This window comes from Deltaproteobacteria bacterium (genome assembly GCA_023382265.1).
GTDB lineage: Bacteria > JAMCPX01 > JAMCPX01 > JAMCPX01 > JAMCPX01 > JAMCPX01.
Map to the genome: position 1 here is coordinate 1 of JAMCPX010000072.1, position 19,143 is coordinate 19,143.

21 protein-coding genes and 1 pseudogene are annotated in these 19,143 nt (G+C 40.1%); 2 read left to right on the forward strand and 20 right to left on the reverse strand.

What is annotated here, in order from left to right; all coding sequences use genetic code 11:
• From M1381_11945 to M1381_11995, 11 genes are all read right to left on the reverse strand, one after another.
• Positions 1-936 (reverse strand): zinc ribbon domain-containing protein (locus tag M1381_11945; protein MCL4479782.1); only part of this gene is annotated, 936 nt, incomplete at its 3' end.
• 24 nt (positions 937-960) lie between these two features.
• The gene (locus tag M1381_11950; protein MCL4479783.1) at positions 961-2,148 is read right to left on the reverse strand and encodes a DUF5685 family protein; all 1,188 of its coding nucleotides are present in this window, start codon (positions 2,146-2,148) and stop codon (positions 961-963) included.
• A gap of 79 nt (positions 2,149-2,227) precedes the next feature.
• The gene (locus M1381_11955; protein MCL4479784.1) at positions 2,228-2,398 is read right to left on the reverse strand and encodes a hypothetical protein; all 171 of its coding nucleotides are present in this window, start codon (positions 2,396-2,398) and stop codon (positions 2,228-2,230) included.
• A 45-nt stretch (positions 2,399-2,443) separates the two neighbouring features.
• A complete protein-coding gene (locus M1381_11960) occupies positions 2,444-2,695 on the reverse strand; it encodes a DUF4177 domain-containing protein (protein ID MCL4479785.1) in 252 nt (83 codons plus the stop codon).
• Positions 2,696-2,718: 23 nt separating this feature from the next.
• The gene (yidD, locus tag M1381_11965) at positions 2,719-2,931 is read right to left on the reverse strand and encodes a membrane protein insertion efficiency factor YidD (GenBank protein MCL4479786.1); all 213 of its coding nucleotides are present in this window, start codon (positions 2,929-2,931) and stop codon (positions 2,719-2,721) included.
• 19 nt (positions 2,932-2,950) lie between these two features.
• Complete coding sequence (locus M1381_11970; protein ID MCL4479787.1) at positions 2,951-3,943, reverse strand: ankyrin repeat domain-containing protein; 993 nt, start codon at positions 3,941-3,943, stop codon at positions 2,951-2,953.
• 15 nt (positions 3,944-3,958) lie between these two features.
• Positions 3,959-4,924 carry a hypothetical protein gene (locus M1381_11975; GenBank protein MCL4479788.1) on the reverse strand — a complete coding sequence of 322 codons (966 nt, stop codon included), beginning with the start codon at positions 4,922-4,924 and terminating at the stop codon, positions 3,959-3,961.
• 89 nt (positions 4,925-5,013) lie between these two features.
• On the reverse strand, positions 5,014-7,767 hold the full coding sequence (locus tag M1381_11980) for a CHAT domain-containing protein (protein ID MCL4479789.1): 2,754 nt from the start codon (positions 7,765-7,767) through the stop codon (positions 5,014-5,016).
• Positions 7,768-7,802: 35 nt separating this feature from the next.
• A complete protein-coding gene (locus M1381_11985; GenBank protein MCL4479790.1) occupies positions 7,803-8,600 on the reverse strand; it encodes a hypothetical protein in 798 nt (265 codons plus the stop codon).
• 42 nt (positions 8,601-8,642) lie between these two features.
• Positions 8,643-9,611, reverse strand: coding sequence for a hypothetical protein (locus M1381_11990; protein ID MCL4479791.1), 969 nt, complete (start codon positions 9,609-9,611; stop codon positions 8,643-8,645).
• Positions 9,612-9,730: 119 nt separating this feature from the next.
• Entirely contained in the window at positions 9,731-10,129 is a 399-nt protein-coding gene (locus M1381_11995) for a hypothetical protein (GenBank protein MCL4479792.1), read from the reverse strand.
• 290 nt (positions 10,130-10,419) lie between these two features.
• Between M1381_11995 and M1381_12000 the strand changes: the two genes are divergently transcribed.
• Together M1381_12000 and M1381_12005 are read left to right on the forward strand one after the other, a co-directional pair.
• Complete coding sequence (locus tag M1381_12000) at positions 10,420-10,629, forward strand: DUF2191 domain-containing protein (GenBank protein MCL4479793.1); 210 nt, start codon at positions 10,420-10,422, stop codon at positions 10,627-10,629.
• Positions 10,613-11,014 (forward strand): PIN domain-containing protein, encoded by a 402-nt coding sequence (locus M1381_12005; protein ID MCL4479794.1) that lies wholly within the window; start codon positions 10,613-10,615, stop codon positions 11,012-11,014. Before M1381_12000 ends, M1381_12005 begins: the two co-directional genes overlap by 17 nt.
• 178 nt (positions 11,015-11,192) lie before the next feature.
• On the opposite strand, the gene M1381_12010 is transcribed toward M1381_12005, so the two are convergent.
• The 9 genes and pseudogenes from M1381_12010 to M1381_12050 form a co-directional block, all read right to left on the reverse strand.
• Complete coding sequence (locus tag M1381_12010; protein MCL4479795.1) at positions 11,193-12,623, reverse strand: acyl--CoA ligase; 1,431 nt, start codon at positions 12,621-12,623, stop codon at positions 11,193-11,195.
• Positions 12,620-13,879, reverse strand: coding sequence for an FAD-dependent oxidoreductase (locus tag M1381_12015; protein MCL4479796.1), 1,260 nt, complete (start codon positions 13,877-13,879; stop codon positions 12,620-12,622). The genes M1381_12010 and M1381_12015 overlap by 4 nt, the downstream gene beginning before the upstream one ends.
• 4 nt (positions 13,880-13,883) lie before the next feature.
• Entirely contained in the window at positions 13,884-15,209 is a 1,326-nt protein-coding gene (locus tag M1381_12020) for a hypothetical protein (protein MCL4479797.1), read from the reverse strand.
• Positions 15,178-15,459 carry a phosphopantetheine-binding protein gene (locus M1381_12025; protein MCL4479798.1) on the reverse strand — a complete coding sequence of 94 codons (282 nt, stop codon included), beginning with the start codon at positions 15,457-15,459 and terminating at the stop codon, positions 15,178-15,180. Before M1381_12025 ends, M1381_12020 begins: the two co-directional genes overlap by 32 nt.
• A 108-nt stretch (positions 15,460-15,567) precedes the next feature.
• Entirely contained in the window at positions 15,568-16,920 is a 1,353-nt protein-coding gene (locus tag M1381_12030; protein MCL4479799.1) for a lipid biosynthesis B12-binding/radical SAM protein, read from the reverse strand.
• Between the two features lie 69 nt (positions 16,921-16,989).
• Complete coding sequence (locus M1381_12035; protein MCL4479800.1) at positions 16,990-17,529, reverse strand: hypothetical protein; 540 nt, start codon at positions 17,527-17,529, stop codon at positions 16,990-16,992.
• Between the two features lie 106 nt (positions 17,530-17,635).
• Positions 17,636-17,734 (reverse strand): annotated as a pseudogene (locus M1381_12040) (DUF1232 domain-containing protein).
• Between the two features lie 390 nt (positions 17,735-18,124).
• Positions 18,125-18,763, reverse strand: coding sequence for a porin family protein (locus tag M1381_12045; GenBank protein ID MCL4479801.1), 639 nt, complete (start codon positions 18,761-18,763; stop codon positions 18,125-18,127).
• Between the two features lie 142 nt (positions 18,764-18,905).
• Positions 18,906-19,143, reverse strand: a 238-nt coding sequence (locus M1381_12050) for a hypothetical protein (protein MCL4479802.1), incomplete at its 5' end; no start/stop codon positions are given.

Genomic DNA, 19,143 nt, shown 5'->3' on the forward strand with positions numbered 1-19,143 from the left:
ATCATGAGCAAATCTGAGTTCTACTTTATTTATACCTTTCTCAAAATCTACTTCATAAGATGTTGAGCCCCCCTGTGGATGATTTACCAAACCTATTTTTTTATTATTAACATACAACCAAAAAGCATCATCTAACGCACAATTTTCATCTGTTACGGTAATCGCTACTTTATCTTCTGATAAATAAATAGTCCCCTCATTTCTGCATTCCACAAAGGAATTTTCAAGAAGCACTCTTCTCTCTTCTTCTTCTTTTTTTCTTTTCTCTTCCTCTTGTTTTCGTTTTTCTTCTTTTTGTCGTTCAATTTCATTGTTTGCTTTTTGGTCTAATTTTTTGATGCTCTCTTTTTGCATCTCCGAAAATAATGGTATGAAAGCTTTCTTTTTCTTCACTTTAGCATTCACTTTTTCAAGATATGTTTTTAGTTTAAGTATTTCTTTTTTCCCTGAAGAATCTTCCCCTACTTGTTTAAATGAAGTATTATCGAAAAGTTTCACTTCTTTTGTTTCTTCTATTGTAACTTTTATTTCTTCATATATACTCTCTGCCTTTGGCGTAAGGGGTATATTACATCGAGGACAGAAGTCAAAATTGCTCAATGCGCCACATTGAGGACAATTTATACCTGTTAAAAGATTACCGCATACTCCACAAAAGGTTTGTCTTTCTTCTATTTCAGCACCACAAAATTTGCATACTCCCTCTAATAGCCATTCTCCACAATAATTACATCGGTCTATACCTGGTTGTACATTCATACCACAATATTTACATATTCTTTCTGTCTGGAAATCATGCCCACATTCAGCACAGAATTTTGCCTCATGCTCATTTACATTATGGCAATGAGGACATTCTTTGCCTTCTGTTTCTTCTTCAATAAAAGACGGTTTGATTTGTTCTTTCTTTTTTTCCACTTTTTTATCTTGATCCATGTTCTCTTACTCCCTTAACTCAACCTAACAACAAGACGATGACGGGTTTTCACGGTATTTGCCATCACTGTGTTTATAATAGGTCTTATTACCGCCACACGCTTGGTTAACTTGAATCTTATCAGGCTTTGAATCTCCGCACACATTCCCACTTGTGCATCCTTTAAGCATGAAACGGAGTGAGAAAATTATTATTGCTAGCATAATAAGAGAGCCAAGACAGCCGCCGGATGGATTAGCCCCGTTGGATGCAAAGGCTTTTTCTGGTATAAACGGTATACAGGAAGCATAGATAGGAAATTCGCTTATTATTGATGAACTGTACGCCGAGTCTTTTTGTTCGACAGGATCTGAAAGGATATGTGTGAATCTATCTGACAAACTTGACACAAGTATATTATCGATAAGTCCTTTGAAATGATAAAACGTAGCATCCTTCAGACCATTTTCAATTTCCTTAAAGCAGTTCGAAATGATTTCTTCAATCTCATCAGGCAAATAACAGGGCATTTTATTTGAACCATTAGCCTTTGTATAATCGGGATAACACGCAAATAGTGCATTGAATTTACCAAATTTAATGTCCTCGGTATAATCGGTTATACTATCCATTAAATAAATGAGCTGGCCTATAGCATATCCTGTTTTTTCTAAGCATACTGTATTCGTCGGATTAGTCAATTGATCAGTATGACCGAAAATATATTTCATCATAAGAGCAGTCGGTTCACATAGACTTCTTATCGTTAATTCGTTTGTTTTCTCGAGTTCTCTTTGCTGTCTCATAAGTTTACCGATCAAGTTGGTATCAAATCTAAGTTCTGTCAATGCCTCTTTTGCTTTTGCATGTCTTTTTGTAATATATTTTTTCAGAATAGTAGGATACCGTTTTTTCTCATCATACTCATCATCAAGCATTTTTTCATAAACAAGTTCAATGCTGATTGCTGAGGAAAACTTCGCCAGTTCAGGTATCAGAATAACATCCCTTCTACTAAAATGGATGGGACACCTTACCCTTTTGCTCGTTATCTCTTTTTCAACCTGAGATACAGATAATAGGTAAATCAGGGTAGCATCATAATTCGTGAACATGCGCGCAAACATGCCGTAGTCTTCTGACAAAGCGCTGCACAGTCCACAGAAATGCTGGTTATACACAGCCTGTACAGTCTTGTCTGCTTCTTTCCCTAATGTAAGAAACCCAAACATACTATTTACTCCATAATCATAACCTTTTTAAAATTGGAAGATACTCACAGACAAGCTGTGAGTATCTTCCGTATATGTATTACACATGCCCTTTACCGTCACAAACTCCGCATTTCACTTCTCCCGAACCATTGCAATTCGGGCATTTACCGGAGTGCGACAATACCGCACCATAGCTAACGCTTCCTGTACCGTTACACTTTGGACACTTTACAGCACCGGAGCCATGACATTTATGGCAAGTAGCCATATTACCTCACCTCCTTTTATGATACCACAATATTTTATTCTGCATTCAATCTTTCATAAAAATTAACATGTTGAAGTAATATGTCGTCACTGATTTTCTGCCAAACAATGTTGCTATCAACCCACCTATGCAGCCTGATTTTTGAGTAACTCCAATATTCTCCATTGAATGAAACTTCCATCCTTCTTTTGCCTCCTGGTTGATGAGATCCGCAAAGGAGCGAATTGCATCATCGTAATTTCCCTGTTTGTTAATAACCAACCTTTTTGGTGCGGGAACACACTTATACTGAACCATCGTAATCCTCCTTTTGTTTAATTTTAGGGATAATCAATACCCCCGTTAGGATATTTACAGTTTAGAATTCGTCGAAATCCTTTTACAACTCCTTTTAAAATACCATATTTATCAATTGCCATTATCATATAATTTGAACAGGATGGCTCAAATCTACATGATTCCCTCAATGTCTTGGGAGCAAGCTGTTGATAAAGCTTAATAAAAGCTAATATTATTCTTTTAAAGATAGACATCTTTCTCCAAATGTAGCTGTCATCTTGCGCCACGAGCCCTTAATAAATTTTCTATATCGGTATGCCCTGCATCCGAAGCAAGTGACAATGCGGTTTCTCCTTCGCTGCCTTGCGCATTAACAATTGCACCCTTAGATAAGAGTAAATTTGCAATATCTATGTGGCCATCGTAAGATGCATTCATTAAAGCCGTCCATCCTCTACCTTTCGCATTAATATCCGCTCCTCTTGATATCAAAAGACTTACTATATTTGTATGCCCCTGCTGAGAAGCATATATCAATGGAGTACATCCGTAATTATCCTGAGCATTAATATCCGCACCTTTGGAGATCAAAAGATCGGTTATCTCAGCATTCCCTATTACAGAAGCATTCATTAAAGCAGTCCATCCACTATGAAATACTTTATCATCCATTTTGGCATTAACATTTGCACCTTTAGATATGAGTAAATTGACAACATCTGTGTATCCACCACCAGCAGCAGCAAATATTAACGCAGTCCCCCCATCATTATTAGTTACATTAACATCTGCACCCTTGGATATGAGTAAATTGACAACATCTGTGTATCCACCACCAGCAGCAGCCAATAAAGCAGGTGAACCCTTGTTGGGCCTCGCATTAACATCTGCACCTTTGGATATGAGTAAATTGACAATATCTGCATGTCCCATTTCAGAAGCAACCATTAAAGCAGATACACCATCATTGTTCTGATTATTAATATCAGCCCCTTTTGCTATAAGAATATCCGTTATATCCATATGTCCGTTCAAAGAAGAAAACATTAAAGCAGTGTAACCATCATTTCTTCTCATATTTATGGTTGCACCGTTGGATAGTAAAAGATTTACTATGTCTGTATGTCCTGAAGCCGAAGCAGCCATCAAAACAGTTGAACTATTGTTATTCTTGGCATCAACATTAGCTCCTTTTTTTAGGGCTGCCTCAAATACTAGAAGATTACCTTCTTCTATCGCTTGAAATAATGTTTCATTTAAGTCCATAACCTTACACCTACTTTATTTCTCCTTCTCGTGATTTATTGCCAGTAAAATTGGTTTCAGAATGATTGTTTTAACAATAAGCTTAATAAAAGTAGACCTTTTTATCAAAGACGCGATATACGGTGAGAACTGATAGTATAAAGAAACAAACTTTCTACCGATGGGAGAGGATAAAAGAACTTCGTCTCTGAAATTTCTAAAAACCTGTACCTCCGGTCCATTCGGATCACCATAAACTGCTGTGGCGATAAAGCACTTATTCCCCGATTTATTGGTTGCTTGATTTTTATTAGACGCTTCCTTGGGTTTTGGAGGATTTTGTATACTATGAAAATGGGATATCTCATTAAGGGTTGCCGTGCTAAAATGCTCTAATGCAATCCGCGCGGCCTCACCATCCACTGAATTAGCATACCTATCTCTGTAATACTCCAATTTGGGACGCAATAAAGGATTACCATTTGCTCCACAAGCATATAAAGTAAATGTTCTTAACGCCGATTCGTTTAGCACATCTAATATGTCAATCAATTTACTAGCAGCACGATCATTGCTACGCATATGACTTAAAGCTTCAATAGTAGCTAATTGAGGGCCCAGACCAATTCTCATTTTAAGCACCTCGTCTACCCCCCATGAATCATATAATATGCCAGCAAATGGTGAAACGCAGTCAAAAAACTTAATTCTATCTTCAGGAGTTACCCCCATACACGGGATAATCGCATCTATAATAAGGTCCCGGTTGTCACCTAAAGCAGCAAGAGCACCTGCTACAGAAAGTTTAAGAGGCGATCCATTAGGAGCTTGTAGGAGAACTTTATCTAAGACAGGCTGTGCTATACTAAGCGTTACGTCTGTAGAACGGAGTTTATTAATAGCATCTATTTTAGTCTTTATAGGTCCTAACTCGATATCCTGCAAAATTTGAGACAAATCTTTTCCTGTCGATTCCAAATTCTCATTTAAGTTATTACTCATTCCCTTTCCCTCCTTTTATTTTTTAAAATAACAACCTTTCATCATACGTCTCGATTTATTTAGACGACAAATAATCATCTTTTGTTGAGTCATTGCCAATCTCCTGACAGAAAAAACGGTGCCCAGAAATAGGGGTGATTATATTCCGGTATAGCTTTAAGATCTCGAATGGCCCCTTTCAAAGCCTCTGATTTAGTCTCTTTCTTACAAATCAATCTCTCATAAAACCCATCCATTAATAGCGCCGTTGATCGATCGTTGACCGTCCATAAACTTGTCAGTAATGCCGGTGCGCCTGCATAGAAAAACGCCCTTGACATACCTATAAGCTCATCACCCGTTGTAAATTGGCTCAGTCCAGTCTCACATGCACTCAGGGTGACGAGCGACGCTTTCAACTTTAGGTTGAAGATGTCAGTCAAAAAGTACGGCCGCTCTTTACCGTCAGTATCTGAAAGCACAATAGATGAGAAAATAGGCTCATCCGCCCTGAAATAGCCGTGGCAGGCAAGGTGAACAACGTCTGCTTCCTGGAAGCCAAGGAGATTATCAAAAGAAGCCTGCTCCTTTGTGAAAAGATGCCCTTGTTCTTTAAATACGGATTTAATCTTTTCACCCTCTTCTTCGGCATAAAGAAGATCATTGGAAGGATTGGCAAGTATAAGGGCATTCTCATACTTTCTGCGGTCCTTCTTGTGTGAGAAATAAAGGGCAGTTGCACTTGGTGCATAGGATATGCTGAATTTATCTATAAGATATTGCTTATTTGCATTATCATACAAAGCGTGAAAAGGGAGGTAATGCAAAAAGTAATGCGGAACAATAATAATATGCTTTATGTTAGTCAAAATATCTGTAAGAGGCTGAATAAGCAATTCATAGAAATAAGAAAGTGACTGCTTTGCATTCCTTATATACTCATGTGATCGTGTATCTGTGCTGCTATCTGAGAGAGCAGAGAGGAGATTATAGAGTTTTTCGAGATCCAACGTTTCATCAAAAGGGATCCTAACAGGAAGAGGTGGCTCATCTTTCCTTATGGCGATGATAATCACTTCCGTACCAGTGTAACAAAATTCAAGGCATAGGGTATCCTTATTTAAGGTCTCCTGAAACTCCTTCAAGGTAACGACATCTATAGACAGCAAGGATGCTTGATCACGGTCCTTCATTTTAAGATCTTCAAGGGTCTTTTTGTATTCTTTCTCCAACCCGATTAATTCCACCTTTATAGATCCATCAATACCTTCTTGTCTCTTATCTACCGTTTGTTCGTTCAACATTAGGCGCCGGCTCCTCAATTGATCTTTTAAAAAGCCTAACTTCTCTTTCAAGACATTTATCTCTTGCAAGGCTTTGGCAGATGAAACTTGTGAGTATATGTTATCAGTAGCTGGAGAAAGCATGTCGACAAGTGCCCTCGATTTTGAACGCTCTATATACTCGAATGCGTCACCCATGTTTCCTATTTTCATGCATAGTAATATCATCTGCTGGTACATGCTTGCATAGTTGCCGGCAAAGGTTATCTTAAATTCATCAAGGACGAGATTTTTCCTTAACGTTTCAGAAAGAGAAAGGGCTTCTTTATAGTAGGTATATGCATTAGCGAAGTTACCGTAAGAATAATTCTCTATACTACCAATAATAAAGTTCGCTACCGCTTGTCCTTCTATATCATATATATCGGTACTTATAGCCAGTGTAGATCGCGCATACTCCATGGCTTTACTAACATCGCCTTTTTCGATTTCCACCATAGCCATGGTGGTAAGAATATTTTTCTCCTCTGACTTGCCCCCTATTGATACGGATAACCCATAAGCTTCTCCAAGATACTTTTCAGCCTTTTGAATATCAGCCAACGAATAATAAACAAAAGCCAGATTACCTAAAACAAGCCCTTGAAAGTGTTTGTCGTGTAGTTCATTTATTGATAGGTTTAACGCCTCCAGAAGCAAGCTTGCTGCATCTATAACATTATCCATGTTATATAATATTGCCCCTTTTGCATTTAAACATCTCGCCTTACCTTCCATATCATGCTCTTGTTCGGAGAGTTCCAGTGCATTTTCAATGTATTCCATGGCTTTTTCATATTGCCCAACGGCTAAATAAAGCTGAGAAAGATTGGAAAAGATCCTGTTTTTCTTCCGCCATGGGTCGTGAGAGCTTTCATCAATTTCAAGACTTTTGTGTAAAAGCTCAAAAGCACTGTAGTAATTACCAAGAGACATATGAACGTGCCCGAGATCGGCATATACCGTTTTTAAAAGCTGAGGATCGTTGATTTTCTGAGCTATAGCCAAGGCCTGAAGGCTATATTCAAATGCTTGAGTTACATTTCCGAGGTTGAATTCACATATTGCCATGGCATCTAAGAGCAATCCCTTTGTTTTATTAACAGAAAAAGAGATAAAGTCGTTATAATATGAAAGATTCGTCTTGGGTAGTTCTGAAGAGTAAATTTCAAAAAGCTTTTTTAACCTTTTCTGTGACTCGATAAAATAAGAACTATTATAGAGCTTAAACGCTTGATTCATATTCTCGGGAAGCTCCAGAATATCTTCGAGAATATTAGTATTAATAGCATTCTTTTCTGAAGCAAGAATTTGTGTTGTACCATGAAATATGTTTTGCAGAAACTCTAATCCGGATTTCTCGCCGGCTTCTCCAAGTGCATATGCTGCCATAACAGCTAGATGCAAATCGTCTAAATTCATTACCTCTTTTAGGATGCCATTAAATCTCGGGTCCTTGAGCCGCGAAAGACTAAGAATGGCTTTGCCCTTTTCTTCAGCCGTACCATGTTTGAGAAAATTTAGAACCTCTTCCTCATTCATTATATTAATTCCCCTTAAAATATTGGTATTTGATTTTATTCAATAGTAATACAGGCTATCTTTTTTTCCTTCATATTCACATCATATTTCCCTTTGCCAACCCCGTGAAATTCTACAATACCTTCTTTGTTTGTTTTTTCTTTTTGTTGTACCTTATCTTCACTCGAAAGAGACAAATCCATCCCGGATATAAACTCTTCGGAACTTAATCTCATGAGGGATACTTTTAATGTGGCACTGAATTTATCTAGTCTCTTGGGAGCCGTTATTTCAACAGAGAAATCCGTATTCTTGAAGTCTTTGCGTATGATAATGGTGTCTTTAGTGGCACGCTCTTTGCCCCTGACAGGGCTTAATTGAGGGGTTAATGATAGAAGCTCACCGCTGTATTTCACAATTTCCAGGAAACCATTTGTAACTTTCAGTATCATCTCAAGAATCCCTGCCATAGCCTCGATCAAATCCAATTCAATCTCCGTCGAAGAGTTAAGTGATTTCTGGATATTTATAAGCTCATTTAGACAATGGTCACAATTTTCGAGATGCGATTCAACTATTATGGTCTGCTCCTCATTCAGGCATTCGCTTGCATATGCAAGTATAGCTGCTCTTGAAGGACATTTATGAAATTGTGCTAAGGTTTTCCCCTTATTACTTGACGGCAGTAACAAAAGCGATCTTAGTAGTTTTTTTTCTTCAGTTAACAAGTTCCTGATTGTAGTTTTGCATATATCGCACGAGGACAGATGTGACAGAATGTCCTGGCTGGCGTCATCTGTAAGCTTATTGTCGAGGAATCTTTCGAGTATCTCTTTTTTAGGACATTTTATCATTTTTGCCCCTTCATTATAGACGGATGTTTTATATAAAATGGATTATTCATGTTTTGTTAATAATATTTTAATCAATTGCTTTTTAGCCCAAAAAACGCGGCTTCTAATTGTACTTATATTTTCCTCAGTAAGAATTTCAGCAATAACCTCGTATGGGGTTGTAATAATAAATTGAGCCTTATTCCCAAGCAGTTCTTCCTGTCTCTTTTGCAATTTTAATCTTTTGCTCTTCACATCATCCAATTTTGTAGATTTTTCTTTATCCTGTTGTTTTTTGGCTAACTTATCCTCTTCGGTATTCAATTCATAAAGCTTAAAATAAATCTTAGAAAGCTTTTGTTTCAGAACCGCTTGTTTTTCTCTTTGTTTGCGCAATAAATCATCGCCTTCTGGTTCAAGAAAATTTATTATTTTTTTTGTAATTGAACCTACAGAGACTCCTTTTTTCTTAGCCATTAAGCGAATTTCTTTCAACGGAAAGCCAAAATAGTCATAATATCTAAGCAGGAATGTCCATCTTAGCTCTTCATCAAGGGATTGTAAAATATCCGGTACCACATCTTTATTATTATAGGCGTGTGCTGAATGTTGTTGAGGAGATCCAATATCATCCATAGAAAGATCGGTTTCACTTATGTTATCAGTATATTGTCCAATCAAATCTTTTGAGTGCCTTCTTAACCAATCCTTTATTTCCCAATCAGTTGCTTGCGTTATAAAGTGATTAAACATGCAATTACCCCGATACTCTTTTAAGGCTTTATTCTCATTTTTCATCAGCCTATTCTGTACACAATCACATATTTCCTCTGCTGCAACATCACTGAAAACGCTGGGGTATTTGTTGTTCAAGTAAGCTGACATCTTTTTTCTAATTTCTCTATAAAACTTGTCCCATGCTTTGGTATCACCAGTAATTAGTAATTGTACAAATTCATAATCATCCGGATACCTTCGCGGACTTGCATCTTGATATTCTATATTCTCTATTTTACTAAACTCATTACGCATATAGTCTCTCTTTTAAGCTGTTACTTAACATATCCTAAGTAGTTATTTTATTCTATAGGCAAGCATAATTAAGAACTTATTGGTATACATGCCTTTACAGACATACGTGTGTTTTCAAATTAGATTGCCGATTTTGGAGGAATGAAGATGTCGGAAAGGTTGTTTGAAGATACTTTAGTTTGTTGAATTGAATCAATGCTGATGCAGTTTAAGGTCAAGGAAGATGAGCCGGTGTCTGCAATGGCCGAACCTGAAGTAGATAGTTTTTTTGCCGGGTGAAAAGATTTTATTTTCTTTGTCCTTGTTTGAACGGGAACACCGAAAGACTGGATTCCTGCTTTCGCAGGAATAACGGAAAAGTGAGGGGAATAAAGATCCGTGCTGTCACAATCAGACGAAACAACTGGAATCGCTGCAATGGACAGGGAAAGATCTATTGCCGAGGCAAAACCTTTCGTATTCGATGTCAGCGCAAAGATGAGAAAAATCCATAAAACCTTTATCATCTTTTTCTTCATAAATAATGTTTTTATTTTACCCTATTATCCCTCTACTATTTTCAAATGTCAACTAGCCAACTGGCTATCCTGTTTTTTGTAACATATTGAGATATAAGGGCTTTTTAATTTGTGTTTTTTAAGAGTTTGCACATGAATAAATATTCACTGCATTAAACCGCGCCCTTTCTCTATGGAATTAGTAGTATCCCCACCATGCATGGTGGGGCTTTCTAACGGGATAAAAAAAGGAATTGACATCCCCTCTGTTAATGCTTTATTATTATGCAGCTATACTATGGAGGTTACTTATGTCGAGAATTAGCATAACATTACCCAATTCGTTCCTGGAAGAATTGCTCAAAGTCGTACCGGCAAAGAGCAAAACAGAAGCCGTTATAAAAGCGATCACAGATGAAATACGAATGAAAAAAAAGAAAAATATTAAGAGCATGGCAGGAAAGATAACGTTCACAAAGAAGGCCGCAGAATTGAGACACAAAGATGAAAGACTCGGATAAAGTTCTTGTTGACACTTCTGCATGGATAGAATTTTTTAGAAAGCAAGACCCCTATTATACAACGATAAGCGACTGGATGGATGAAGACACGATATGCTGTACAGGATTAATTGTTGCTGAGCTTTTACAGGGTGTAAAAACAGAAAAAGAATTCGGTGCCATAAAAGATTTTCTCCAGGTATTTGACTTTCTTAAAGAACATAAAGAGTTGTGGGAAAAAGCAGGCGAGCTTTCTTTTAATCTTGGCAGGAAGGGATATACTATCGGGTTATCCGATTGCTACATTGCAGCTGCCGCCCTTGAAAATGATGCATGGATTTTAACACTGGACAAACATTTTCATCTGATAAAAAACGCCGTAGATATCCATCTGGTTAAATTGTAAATCTGATTTATTCATCTGCCGCCCTTTAAATATGCAAGGGCGGGCAAAGCCCGGTGTGATACAGGTATCCATACTCTCCTCTGCAGAGGAAGAGTTTGGATTCAGTGCTGCATTATGCTGATGAAATCACCAATGAAGTTTTCGTTGAACTATCGCAAAGAACATATCCGATTCTAACTCACCTCCGTAGCTTCCCGCTGGCCGTCTTTGGTATAGAATTGACGAATTCAAAATCCTTTGGAACCTTATAAGGCGACAGTCTCTCATAGCAGAACCGCCGCAGATTATCCAAATCGGGTGTTTTTTTTACGTCCTGGTTAAGAACGACCTTTGCGATGGGCAACTGACCATACTGTGTGTGATTCACACCGTAAACCAGTGATTCTTTGATATAAGGGTGCTGATTGAGCACAGATTCAACTTCATAGGGAAATACCTTCATTCCTGCGAAGTTAATGATATTTTTCCCCAGTCCGACAACGGTAAGATATCCCAGGGAATCCATTTTACCCAAATCACCGGTTTTGAACCATCCGTTTTCCAGTATACTGTTCCGATCCTGCCATGGCGAAAAATAAGCGTCGAGCATTCCTTTACCTTTTATATAAATTTCTCCTACCCCGTCCTCATCCGGATCGGCTATTTTAATTTCATAATCCGGCAGGGGCTTACCGACGGTACCTCTTGCGCCGCTATTGCCGGAAAGATTGATCAAGGGGAGTCCTACCTCCATAATCCCGAATGCCTCGGCCAATTCTTTGCCTGATTTCTCATAAAACGTACGGGCGGTACGTTCAGGGAGTTTCATTGCCGTAGATACAGCCAACCGTACTGTTTTTAAAGATTCCCGGGAAAGAGACTCGGAATGGTATAAGAGGCTATAGTGAAAAGGAGAGGCATACAAAAATGTCACTTTATGAGTGGTTATTGCCTGAATCATCGATTCAGGAAATAAATTCTTGCAGAGCACGATGGTTGCCGCACGGCGAAGAAAAAGCAGGATAGTTACCACAAAATGAAAATGCATGGAGAGCACCCAGAGAACCGTGTCTGCAGGAGATATCGTTAGGCCGTAATTGGCTGCATCGGTTCTTTCGATAATGGTTTCATGAGACAGCACAATCCCTTTGCTTTTCCCGGTTGTTCCGGAGCTAAAACGAATAAATGCAGGATTGATTTCATAATATTTCCTGCTCAACGCCCATCCGGCGCGCCTTCTCAGTACGTGAAGTTCTTTTTTATACAACCCCTTCGTTTGAAGACTCTGAGCATCGTGATGATGAAATACCCCTCTTTCAAATATGAGGAAATCAAGGGCCATTGTGTTGATAATGCTCTCGATCTCAGCAGCGGTCTGTTCCACGGAGATGGGAACAACGACCGAAGACAACGACAAAAGAGCCAGACTAACAATAATGTAATCGATGCCGTCTCCGCAAAGAAAACCCACCCTGTGAAACTGTCCTATACCGTTTTTTGCTAAAACCGTGGTAAAGGCCTCAGTGCGAGAAATGAGCTCTCCATAAGATAGCTCACTGTCACCTTCTATCAATGCCGTCTTACCGCCAAAGGACTGCGTCTCCTGTTTTATAATGTCAAAAATATTCATAGCGATGTGTTCAAAGCCTCATTACCGTATCTTGAATACATACCGTTCCTAACCCTGAATGACGCCGCAATGCCTGCTTGTTCACCCAGGGTAATACATGTGCCCATTACCCGGGTTGAACCGAGTGCTTCATGTGATGCGGAGATACAACGTCCTGCAACGAGTAAATTCGGTATTCCTTTGACCTTCAAAGATCTCAACGGAACCTCATAATAATCACCAGAACGAACATATCTGTAAACAGGGCCTTTTTGCATATCCCATAGCTCTATGGGCCATGCCCCCTTTGCAATACCGTCATCAAACTTCCTTGCATGTATTATATCATCACCCGTAAGGATGTATTCTCCGAGAACCCTTCTCCCCTCACGATCCACAACCCTGATCGAAGTGTCTGCGAGATACGATCCTTTCAATACCGGGATCGTATTCGAGAGATAATGATGCACCGAAGTGGCATACTCAAAAGCCTTTTTGTCCCGATCCTTGCTCTGCAAACCGCTTATATTTACTTTTAAATAACCTTCGTCCGGCGAATCTCCCGGAGTAAACATCGAAAACCGCAAAAGAGGAGGCAGCATATGTTTCCGTATAGCATCCGACAGATAATAGGAAACCTTGATGGCAAGAAGCTCATCTCTATCTTGAATACCTTTCAGGCGAACCGTATAGGCTGACATCTGAAGCTGTTCTTGCGGCAGCAATTCGAAAGATGCCCCTGCCATTTCAGACACGACGCCGTCTCCGGAACAGTCAATAACGACCCTGGGAAATATTTTGTACGCGGTATGAGAGCGGTTTATGACGAGTCCCGTTATCTCTCCGTTTGTATTTTCAACAGAGAGTACTGTTGTACCTCGCAAAACAGTCAAATCCCGTTCATTACTGCACATTAAATCAAAAACCGATAAGAGATCCCTTCTCAAATAAGGGAGCACATAGACAAGCCCCATCTTTATTACCGTCTTTTGAGGAGATAACTTTGCCAGGTGCGAAACGATTTCCTGAACAATTCCATGGTTCAACGTGCCGGTTGGAAGAGCATCACTGTTCGGATATAAACCGCATATATGCTGGAGTAATCCTGCATACCCGATACCTCCTAAATATGGATCCCGTTCTATCAAAAGCGTGCGCACTCCGCTGCGTGCCGATGCCAGAGCGGCCGCAGTGCCCGAAACACCGCCGCCCACGATGACGACATCGAATGAATTATTCTCATTGAGAGGTATTTCTTCCGGTAAATAATCCGACATACGATTATCGTGTCCTTATTTGCTCTTGTATAACCCGTTCCAGCAGAGCGATTTCATCGTTGTGGAGCAGCCCTTCTCTGTATGAGATTACAAAATTCAGCAGCCCGTTAAAATAATTAAAAAAGAAACCAAGCCCCGGTGGCACCGGAATACGGGGCAGGTGAAAGAGGTTTGTGATGTTTGATCCCATAAATTCTGAGGGTACAAAGGGGCCCTTGCTCATAAAGGAAAAGACAAACGAAAGAAGCTCTTTATTCAACCATTTTCCCAGAACCCGAAGCGGCACAATACGAAACAGAAAACTCGACTCTGCAAAATCGCCGCTAAAGTTCGTCTTTACCTGATCGTACAATTGTTGCTTAATGACGTGTATCAGTTCTTTTCTGGTACTCGAAGCATCAACCTGAATCTGAAAAAACATATACGACCAGTGGTTAAAAAATAGTTTTTGATTATTTTCTCCCGTTTTTCGCATATCAACCGAAATACCAATGAGAAAACGGGGAGAGTCAATGCCTTTGGTCTTGAAAAGATTTTGCATACCTTGAAGAACAGCCGCAAGAAGATATGCCATCCCCATGAGATATCCGGCTTCGTTTTCTGCGTTGCGGTAGATCGCTTTGGTTTCTTCTGCATCAAAGGTGTTTACGTTAAACCTGAAACCTTCGTTTCTTCCTGACCCGGAGGATAACGAATCAAAAGCTGTCCTGGACCACGCTATAAATTTACGGTTGATGTTTCCACCCGCATGCAATCTCTTTTTCCACGAATAAATCGCCGGCGAAGCTGTCAAACGAATGTCATGAAAAATGCTTCTGTCACTGTTATCTCGAACAAAGCGCCGCAACAAATCTAATAAAGTTTCCGCACCGTGCGCATCGAGTAAACGATGATCGAAGGTCATGGTGAGATAAGTTTTTTTGCTGTCCGCCTGAATGATGCGAAATGCTAAGTGCTCATCCTTATCCCGAAACGGAGTGTTGATGCTCTTTTCAAAAAAAGGCATCAGGCCGTTTGCAGAGGAATGACCGTTCATATAATGGGTTTCAATATTCAATCTATTGTTTCTGTTCCTTGCAACCCGCCAGTAGGGAGCGAGATTATACATATTCCGCACTACGGTTCCAAAGAGTACGGGAAAATATTTTGTAAATTCGATTATAGTGCTCCCGAGGCGTTCCGAATCGACGGCGGGATCCATCTCTACAACGATTTGGGATGCATTGCCGCTTGAGGTTGTTTTCTTCATGGTGTAATCAAAAGCACTGATCACCCAGTCAATGCCGGAAAGGTAATATTTATTTTGAGGAGAAGAGAACAGAGCCGCCATAATCAATGTTTTTTGTGATAAAATAGGATAAAGAACGAATCGTCTCAAAATCATTTCTTGTGAGGTTAGACTCTATAAGCCGCACCTGATAGGTATTTTCTATGAACACAAGTAATTCAACAAATTCGAGCGATCCGATTCCAAGTTCCTGAAGAGGCATATCGACAGCAAGGGAAGTTGGATCCCCCGATACTATTAATGCCACCTCCTGAATCAGCCTATTCTCAATATCCTGCAATGTCGTTTCCATTAGTACCTGTACCTTTCGCGCTCAATTATAATTTTATAGGATGAACAGAATTGTCAAATAAAATCTAAATTCCCGGCAGTCTCAAGACAACAATGTTGTGGTATTTTATCAAGCTCTCTGCTCATTCATGCCCGGTATAAGCTTATCCCTGAGTCTGCCGTTATAGCTCATCTTGTGGAGTATCATCAAAATATTGTCAATGGCATCAGGCGGAAATATGCAATGCCTCGTGTTTTTAAACGCAGCGGTCAATGTAGTTTTCAACCACTCTTTATCGACTGCCGGAGATATATAATAAACAGGTTTAAGCATATCGCTGTCTGTCGGGATAATGGCTTCCCTGACCGCTATCCTTGCAAGTGGCGTATTGGGCAATATCCTTATTCCCATAAAGATAAAATTTAAAGCCTTATGCAGACTCTGTATATTCTTTATACCTTCCACTACGGTTTCTTCTGTTTCACCGGGACCGCCGAACATAAAAGAGTTTGATGAGCTGATACCGTATTTATAAAACAGGTCATTGCATGCCATGATATCATGAACGGTAAAGTGCTTACCCATCTTCTTGAGCGTAACATCACAGGCTGCGTCCGCCCCGATTTCTGCACCCGCAAGTCCCGCATTTCTCATGAGCTTGACTGCTTCTTCATTCAAGCCATCCGGCTTAAAGAAAGCTGTCCACCGGATATTCACCTTACGCCGCATCATCTCCTCCATGAGCTTTAGGTAATACCCTTCATCGTCGTTAAAGATTGAATCAACAAAGAAAAGGTGTTTTGCATTATACCGGTCACGGAGCAGTTCGATATCATCGACAACGGAATCTGCCTTTCTTGCACGCAGGTGGCGACCCTCAAGCAAAGGATAGGTGCAATAGACACACCGGTGGGAGCATCCGCGCTTTGTCTGTACTGACATGATGTTCCCGCTCTTCAGATAATACGCAAGCAATTGTTCGTCATACGCTGCTGATCGGATCTCTTCATGGTCCCGTGTGCGCAATGGGCCGAGAAGCGTTTTTTCCGGATACATCCCGGCTTCTGCATTTTTGACAAAATCCACAATTAGCCGCTCGCCTTCACCAACAATACCGTAGTCCGCACCGGTCTCCTTCAATATGAGCTCCGGCATGAGGGAAAAGCCTGCTCCCCCCAATATTACCCTTGCGGTGGAGAGCGTCCTTATCTTCTGCACAATATTCTGAACAGCACCCATGTAATACCGCTCATTGACGAGGTTGACGTTATCAATATTACGGATAGAGATTCCTATCAATTCAGGCTTAAATACTGAGATCTCCTTTCCCATCGAATTCAGAGAAGCACCTCGCTGCAAAAAATCGATCTGCCGGACAGCATGGCCGGCAGTCGTCAGGGCATTAGCAATGATGCCCATACCAAGCGGATATACCGGATACGGCGATACCTCTGTATTGGATGAAATGAGTAATATCTTCATCGTGGCCGCTCTATGCCTTTATTGTGGAGAGCTATAATCAATTCCGTAAGCCGTATGCAGACAATCGGTTTAATCCTTCGTCAAATAATACTCTATATCGTACGCTATGCCGTACATGGAATTCGAAAGCTGGCCGGTAAAAGATGCATTGGACCACCCACCGTACGGATTGTATGAAATGGGAGATGGCTGTTCGTATCTGTGGTAGAGCAGCCTCCTGGTACCACCATCATAGAAACTCATCTTGCACCGCAACTGGTTTCCGTTCAATGAAACATCGGAGAACAATATTACCAATGTATTGGGGTCCCACGGTATCGGTGAAGTTCTTGAATCCGCACCAATGACGTTCCAGCCTTTCATATACCCTCTGGTGTACGACTGAAGCGAATCGATGTTCTCTGATTTTATGTCATCGATCCATTCCCCTCTCGTTCCATAACCAAATCTTTTCCAGTTGTTTTCTCCAAGATTCATCCAGCCGACATAAATTCTGTTGAACTTTTGGTATTTCTCGGTTACCCTGACAGGAGCACATCCGCCTGCCAACATCATCCCCATTACCACTGCCATCCCTAAAACGACATACCTGTTAAACCTACTTTTCATTCTTGCCTCCTTAATTTTTTTATTCTGGATTGCGATTCTTCCAGTCTTTATACTTTTGTAAATCTGCTTCTACCATTCTTAAACAAATTGCTACAACTGCTGCCACATCAAAATAGCCGATAACGGGTATGAAATCCGGTATCAAGTCTATTGGATCCAATACATAAAACAACGCAGCAACTATTGCTGCGACTGACCACCAGGGAATCGACCTGTATGTCCCATTCATATAATCCTTCATAAGAGAAAACAACAGTTTCAAATCTTCGATAAACCGTGCAAGTGGACCGTGATTTTTAAACTTCTTTTCAATCTCATCGCTCTTATCGAGAACTCTTTTGAGATCATCCTGGGTTACGCGATTGGTACCCCTGGTGAGAGCATCTGCTGCCTGCTCATTTGTTATCTTTGTCGTTTCGTTTCTATTTCTACCTACATGCGTTTATCCTAATACTGGTCTTTCGAACTTGTCATTGACTGGAAGAATCGCAATCCAGAATAAAAGCAATCGAGGGCGGGCGAAGCCCACCCTTACCTTTTCTCGCTTTTATATTTCTCTTCGTAATTCCATGCTTAAAAGTATTAAGTGGTAATCTTAAAAAAGGAATCTGTAGCCTGCCATAATTTCATACACACCAACATCAACGTTTGTACTTGACCCACTAAAGGTGGCATTTTGGCTGATCGGGAGCGATATTTCAGCGGTAACTGCTCCATGATTTGTTACGATAAAATCTGCACCCCCTACAAGTTCCAACCCAATGCCACTTCCGCTCCCAGAGCCTGAATAACCATTACCGCTCACGGATACACTTGGACTGTTATATACCAGACCAAGACCAAAAAATGGCGTTATTCTATTTAAAGGTATTGTACCAATGGCGTCGGCTTTAATAGCAAAGTCACTATAGTTTATAGTAACACCATTCGTACTGTAGGTTGAAAGACCAATATAATCCAGCTCTCCTGCTACAGCAAAATACTTGATAAAATTATATCGTCCGTCCACTCCAATTCCAACCCCTGGACCAAAATTATTTAATCCGGGATTGCTGCTATTGGGAAAGAAAATGATAAATTTTGGTGCAACTGACCAATTATATTCTTGTCCTCTTCTCCATGAGTAATTATAATTTCTATTACCGTACTCCTCACCATGATAGCCTGCATACGCTCTAACGGTAAGACCAATCATAATAATCGCAACTGCTATATGTAGTATTGTTTTTTTCATCTGTTTTTCCTTTTTAATTTCTCTCTATATTTTTTAACCTAACTTTTTTATTTCTTTGGATGCTGGTGAGATTGCTCCTCCCGCCTCTGGCGGGATCGCAATGACGCACCCTGCCCCTCTGTTTAGAGGGAAAATGGAGAGGTTATTTCGGAGGAATGAAGATGTCGGAAAGGTTGTTTGAAGATACTTTAGTTTGTTGAATTGAATTAATGCTGATGCAGTTTAAGGTCAAGGAAGATGAGCCGGTGTCTGCAATGGCTGAACCTGGGGTAGATAGTTTTTTTGCCGGGTGAAAAGATTTTATTTTCTTTGTCCTTGTTTGAACGGGAACACCGAAAGACTGGATTCCTGCTTTCGCAGGAATAACGGAAAAGTGAGGG

Bases quoted from the DNA above. Each gene is read 5' to 3' on its own strand.
- M1381_11950 (MCL4479783.1), bottom strand. From the start codon at position 2,148: ATGTTTGGGTTTCTTACATTAGGGAAAGAAGCAGACAAGACTGTACAG.
- M1381_11955 (MCL4479784.1), bottom strand. From the start codon at position 2,398: ATGGCTACTTGCCATAAATGTCATGGCTCCGGTGCTGTAAAGTGTCCA.
- M1381_11960 (MCL4479785.1), bottom strand. From the start codon at position 2,695: ATGGTTCAGTATAAGTGTGTTCCCGCACCAAAAAGGTTGGTTATTAAC.
- yidD (MCL4479786.1), bottom strand. From the start codon at position 2,931: ATGTCTATCTTTAAAAGAATAATATTAGCTTTTATTAAGCTTTATCAA.
- M1381_11970 (MCL4479787.1), bottom strand. From the start codon at position 3,943: ATGGACTTAAATGAAACATTATTTCAAGCGATAGAAGAAGGTAATCTT.
- M1381_11975 (MCL4479788.1), bottom strand. From the start codon at position 4,924: ATGAGTAATAACTTAAATGAGAATTTGGAATCGACAGGAAAAGATTTG.
- M1381_11980 (MCL4479789.1), bottom strand. From the start codon at position 7,767: ATGAATGAGGAAGAGGTTCTAAATTTTCTCAAACATGGTACGGCTGAA.
- M1381_11985 (MCL4479790.1), bottom strand. From the start codon at position 8,600: ATGATAAAATGTCCTAAAAAAGAGATACTCGAAAGATTCCTCGACAAT.
- M1381_11990 (MCL4479791.1), bottom strand. From the start codon at position 9,611: ATGCGTAATGAGTTTAGTAAAATAGAGAATATAGAATATCAAGATGCA.
- M1381_11995 (MCL4479792.1), bottom strand. From the start codon at position 10,129: ATGAAGAAAAAGATGATAAAGGTTTTATGGATTTTTCTCATCTTTGCG.
- M1381_12000 (MCL4479793.1), top strand. From the start codon at position 10,420: ATGTCGAGAATTAGCATAACATTACCCAATTCGTTCCTGGAAGAATTG.
- M1381_12005 (MCL4479794.1), top strand. From the start codon at position 10,613: ATGAAAGACTCGGATAAAGTTCTTGTTGACACTTCTGCATGGATAGAA.
- M1381_12010 (MCL4479795.1), bottom strand. From the start codon at position 12,623: ATGAATATTTTTGACATTATAAAACAGGAGACGCAGTCCTTTGGCGGT.
- M1381_12015 (MCL4479796.1), bottom strand. From the start codon at position 13,879: ATGTCGGATTATTTACCGGAAGAAATACCTCTCAATGAGAATAATTCA.
- M1381_12020 (MCL4479797.1), bottom strand. From the start codon at position 15,209: ATGGCGGCTCTGTTCTCTTCTCCTCAAAATAAATATTACCTTTCCGGC.
- M1381_12025 (MCL4479798.1), bottom strand. From the start codon at position 15,459: ATGGAAACGACATTGCAGGATATTGAGAATAGGCTGATTCAGGAGGTG.
- M1381_12030 (MCL4479799.1), bottom strand. From the start codon at position 16,920: ATGAAGATATTACTCATTTCATCCAATACAGAGGTATCGCCGTATCCG.
- M1381_12035 (MCL4479800.1), bottom strand. From the start codon at position 17,529: ATGAAAAGTAGGTTTAACAGGTATGTCGTTTTAGGGATGGCAGTGGTA.
- M1381_12045 (MCL4479801.1), bottom strand. From the start codon at position 18,763: ATGAAAAAAACAATACTACATATAGCAGTTGCGATTATTATGATTGGT.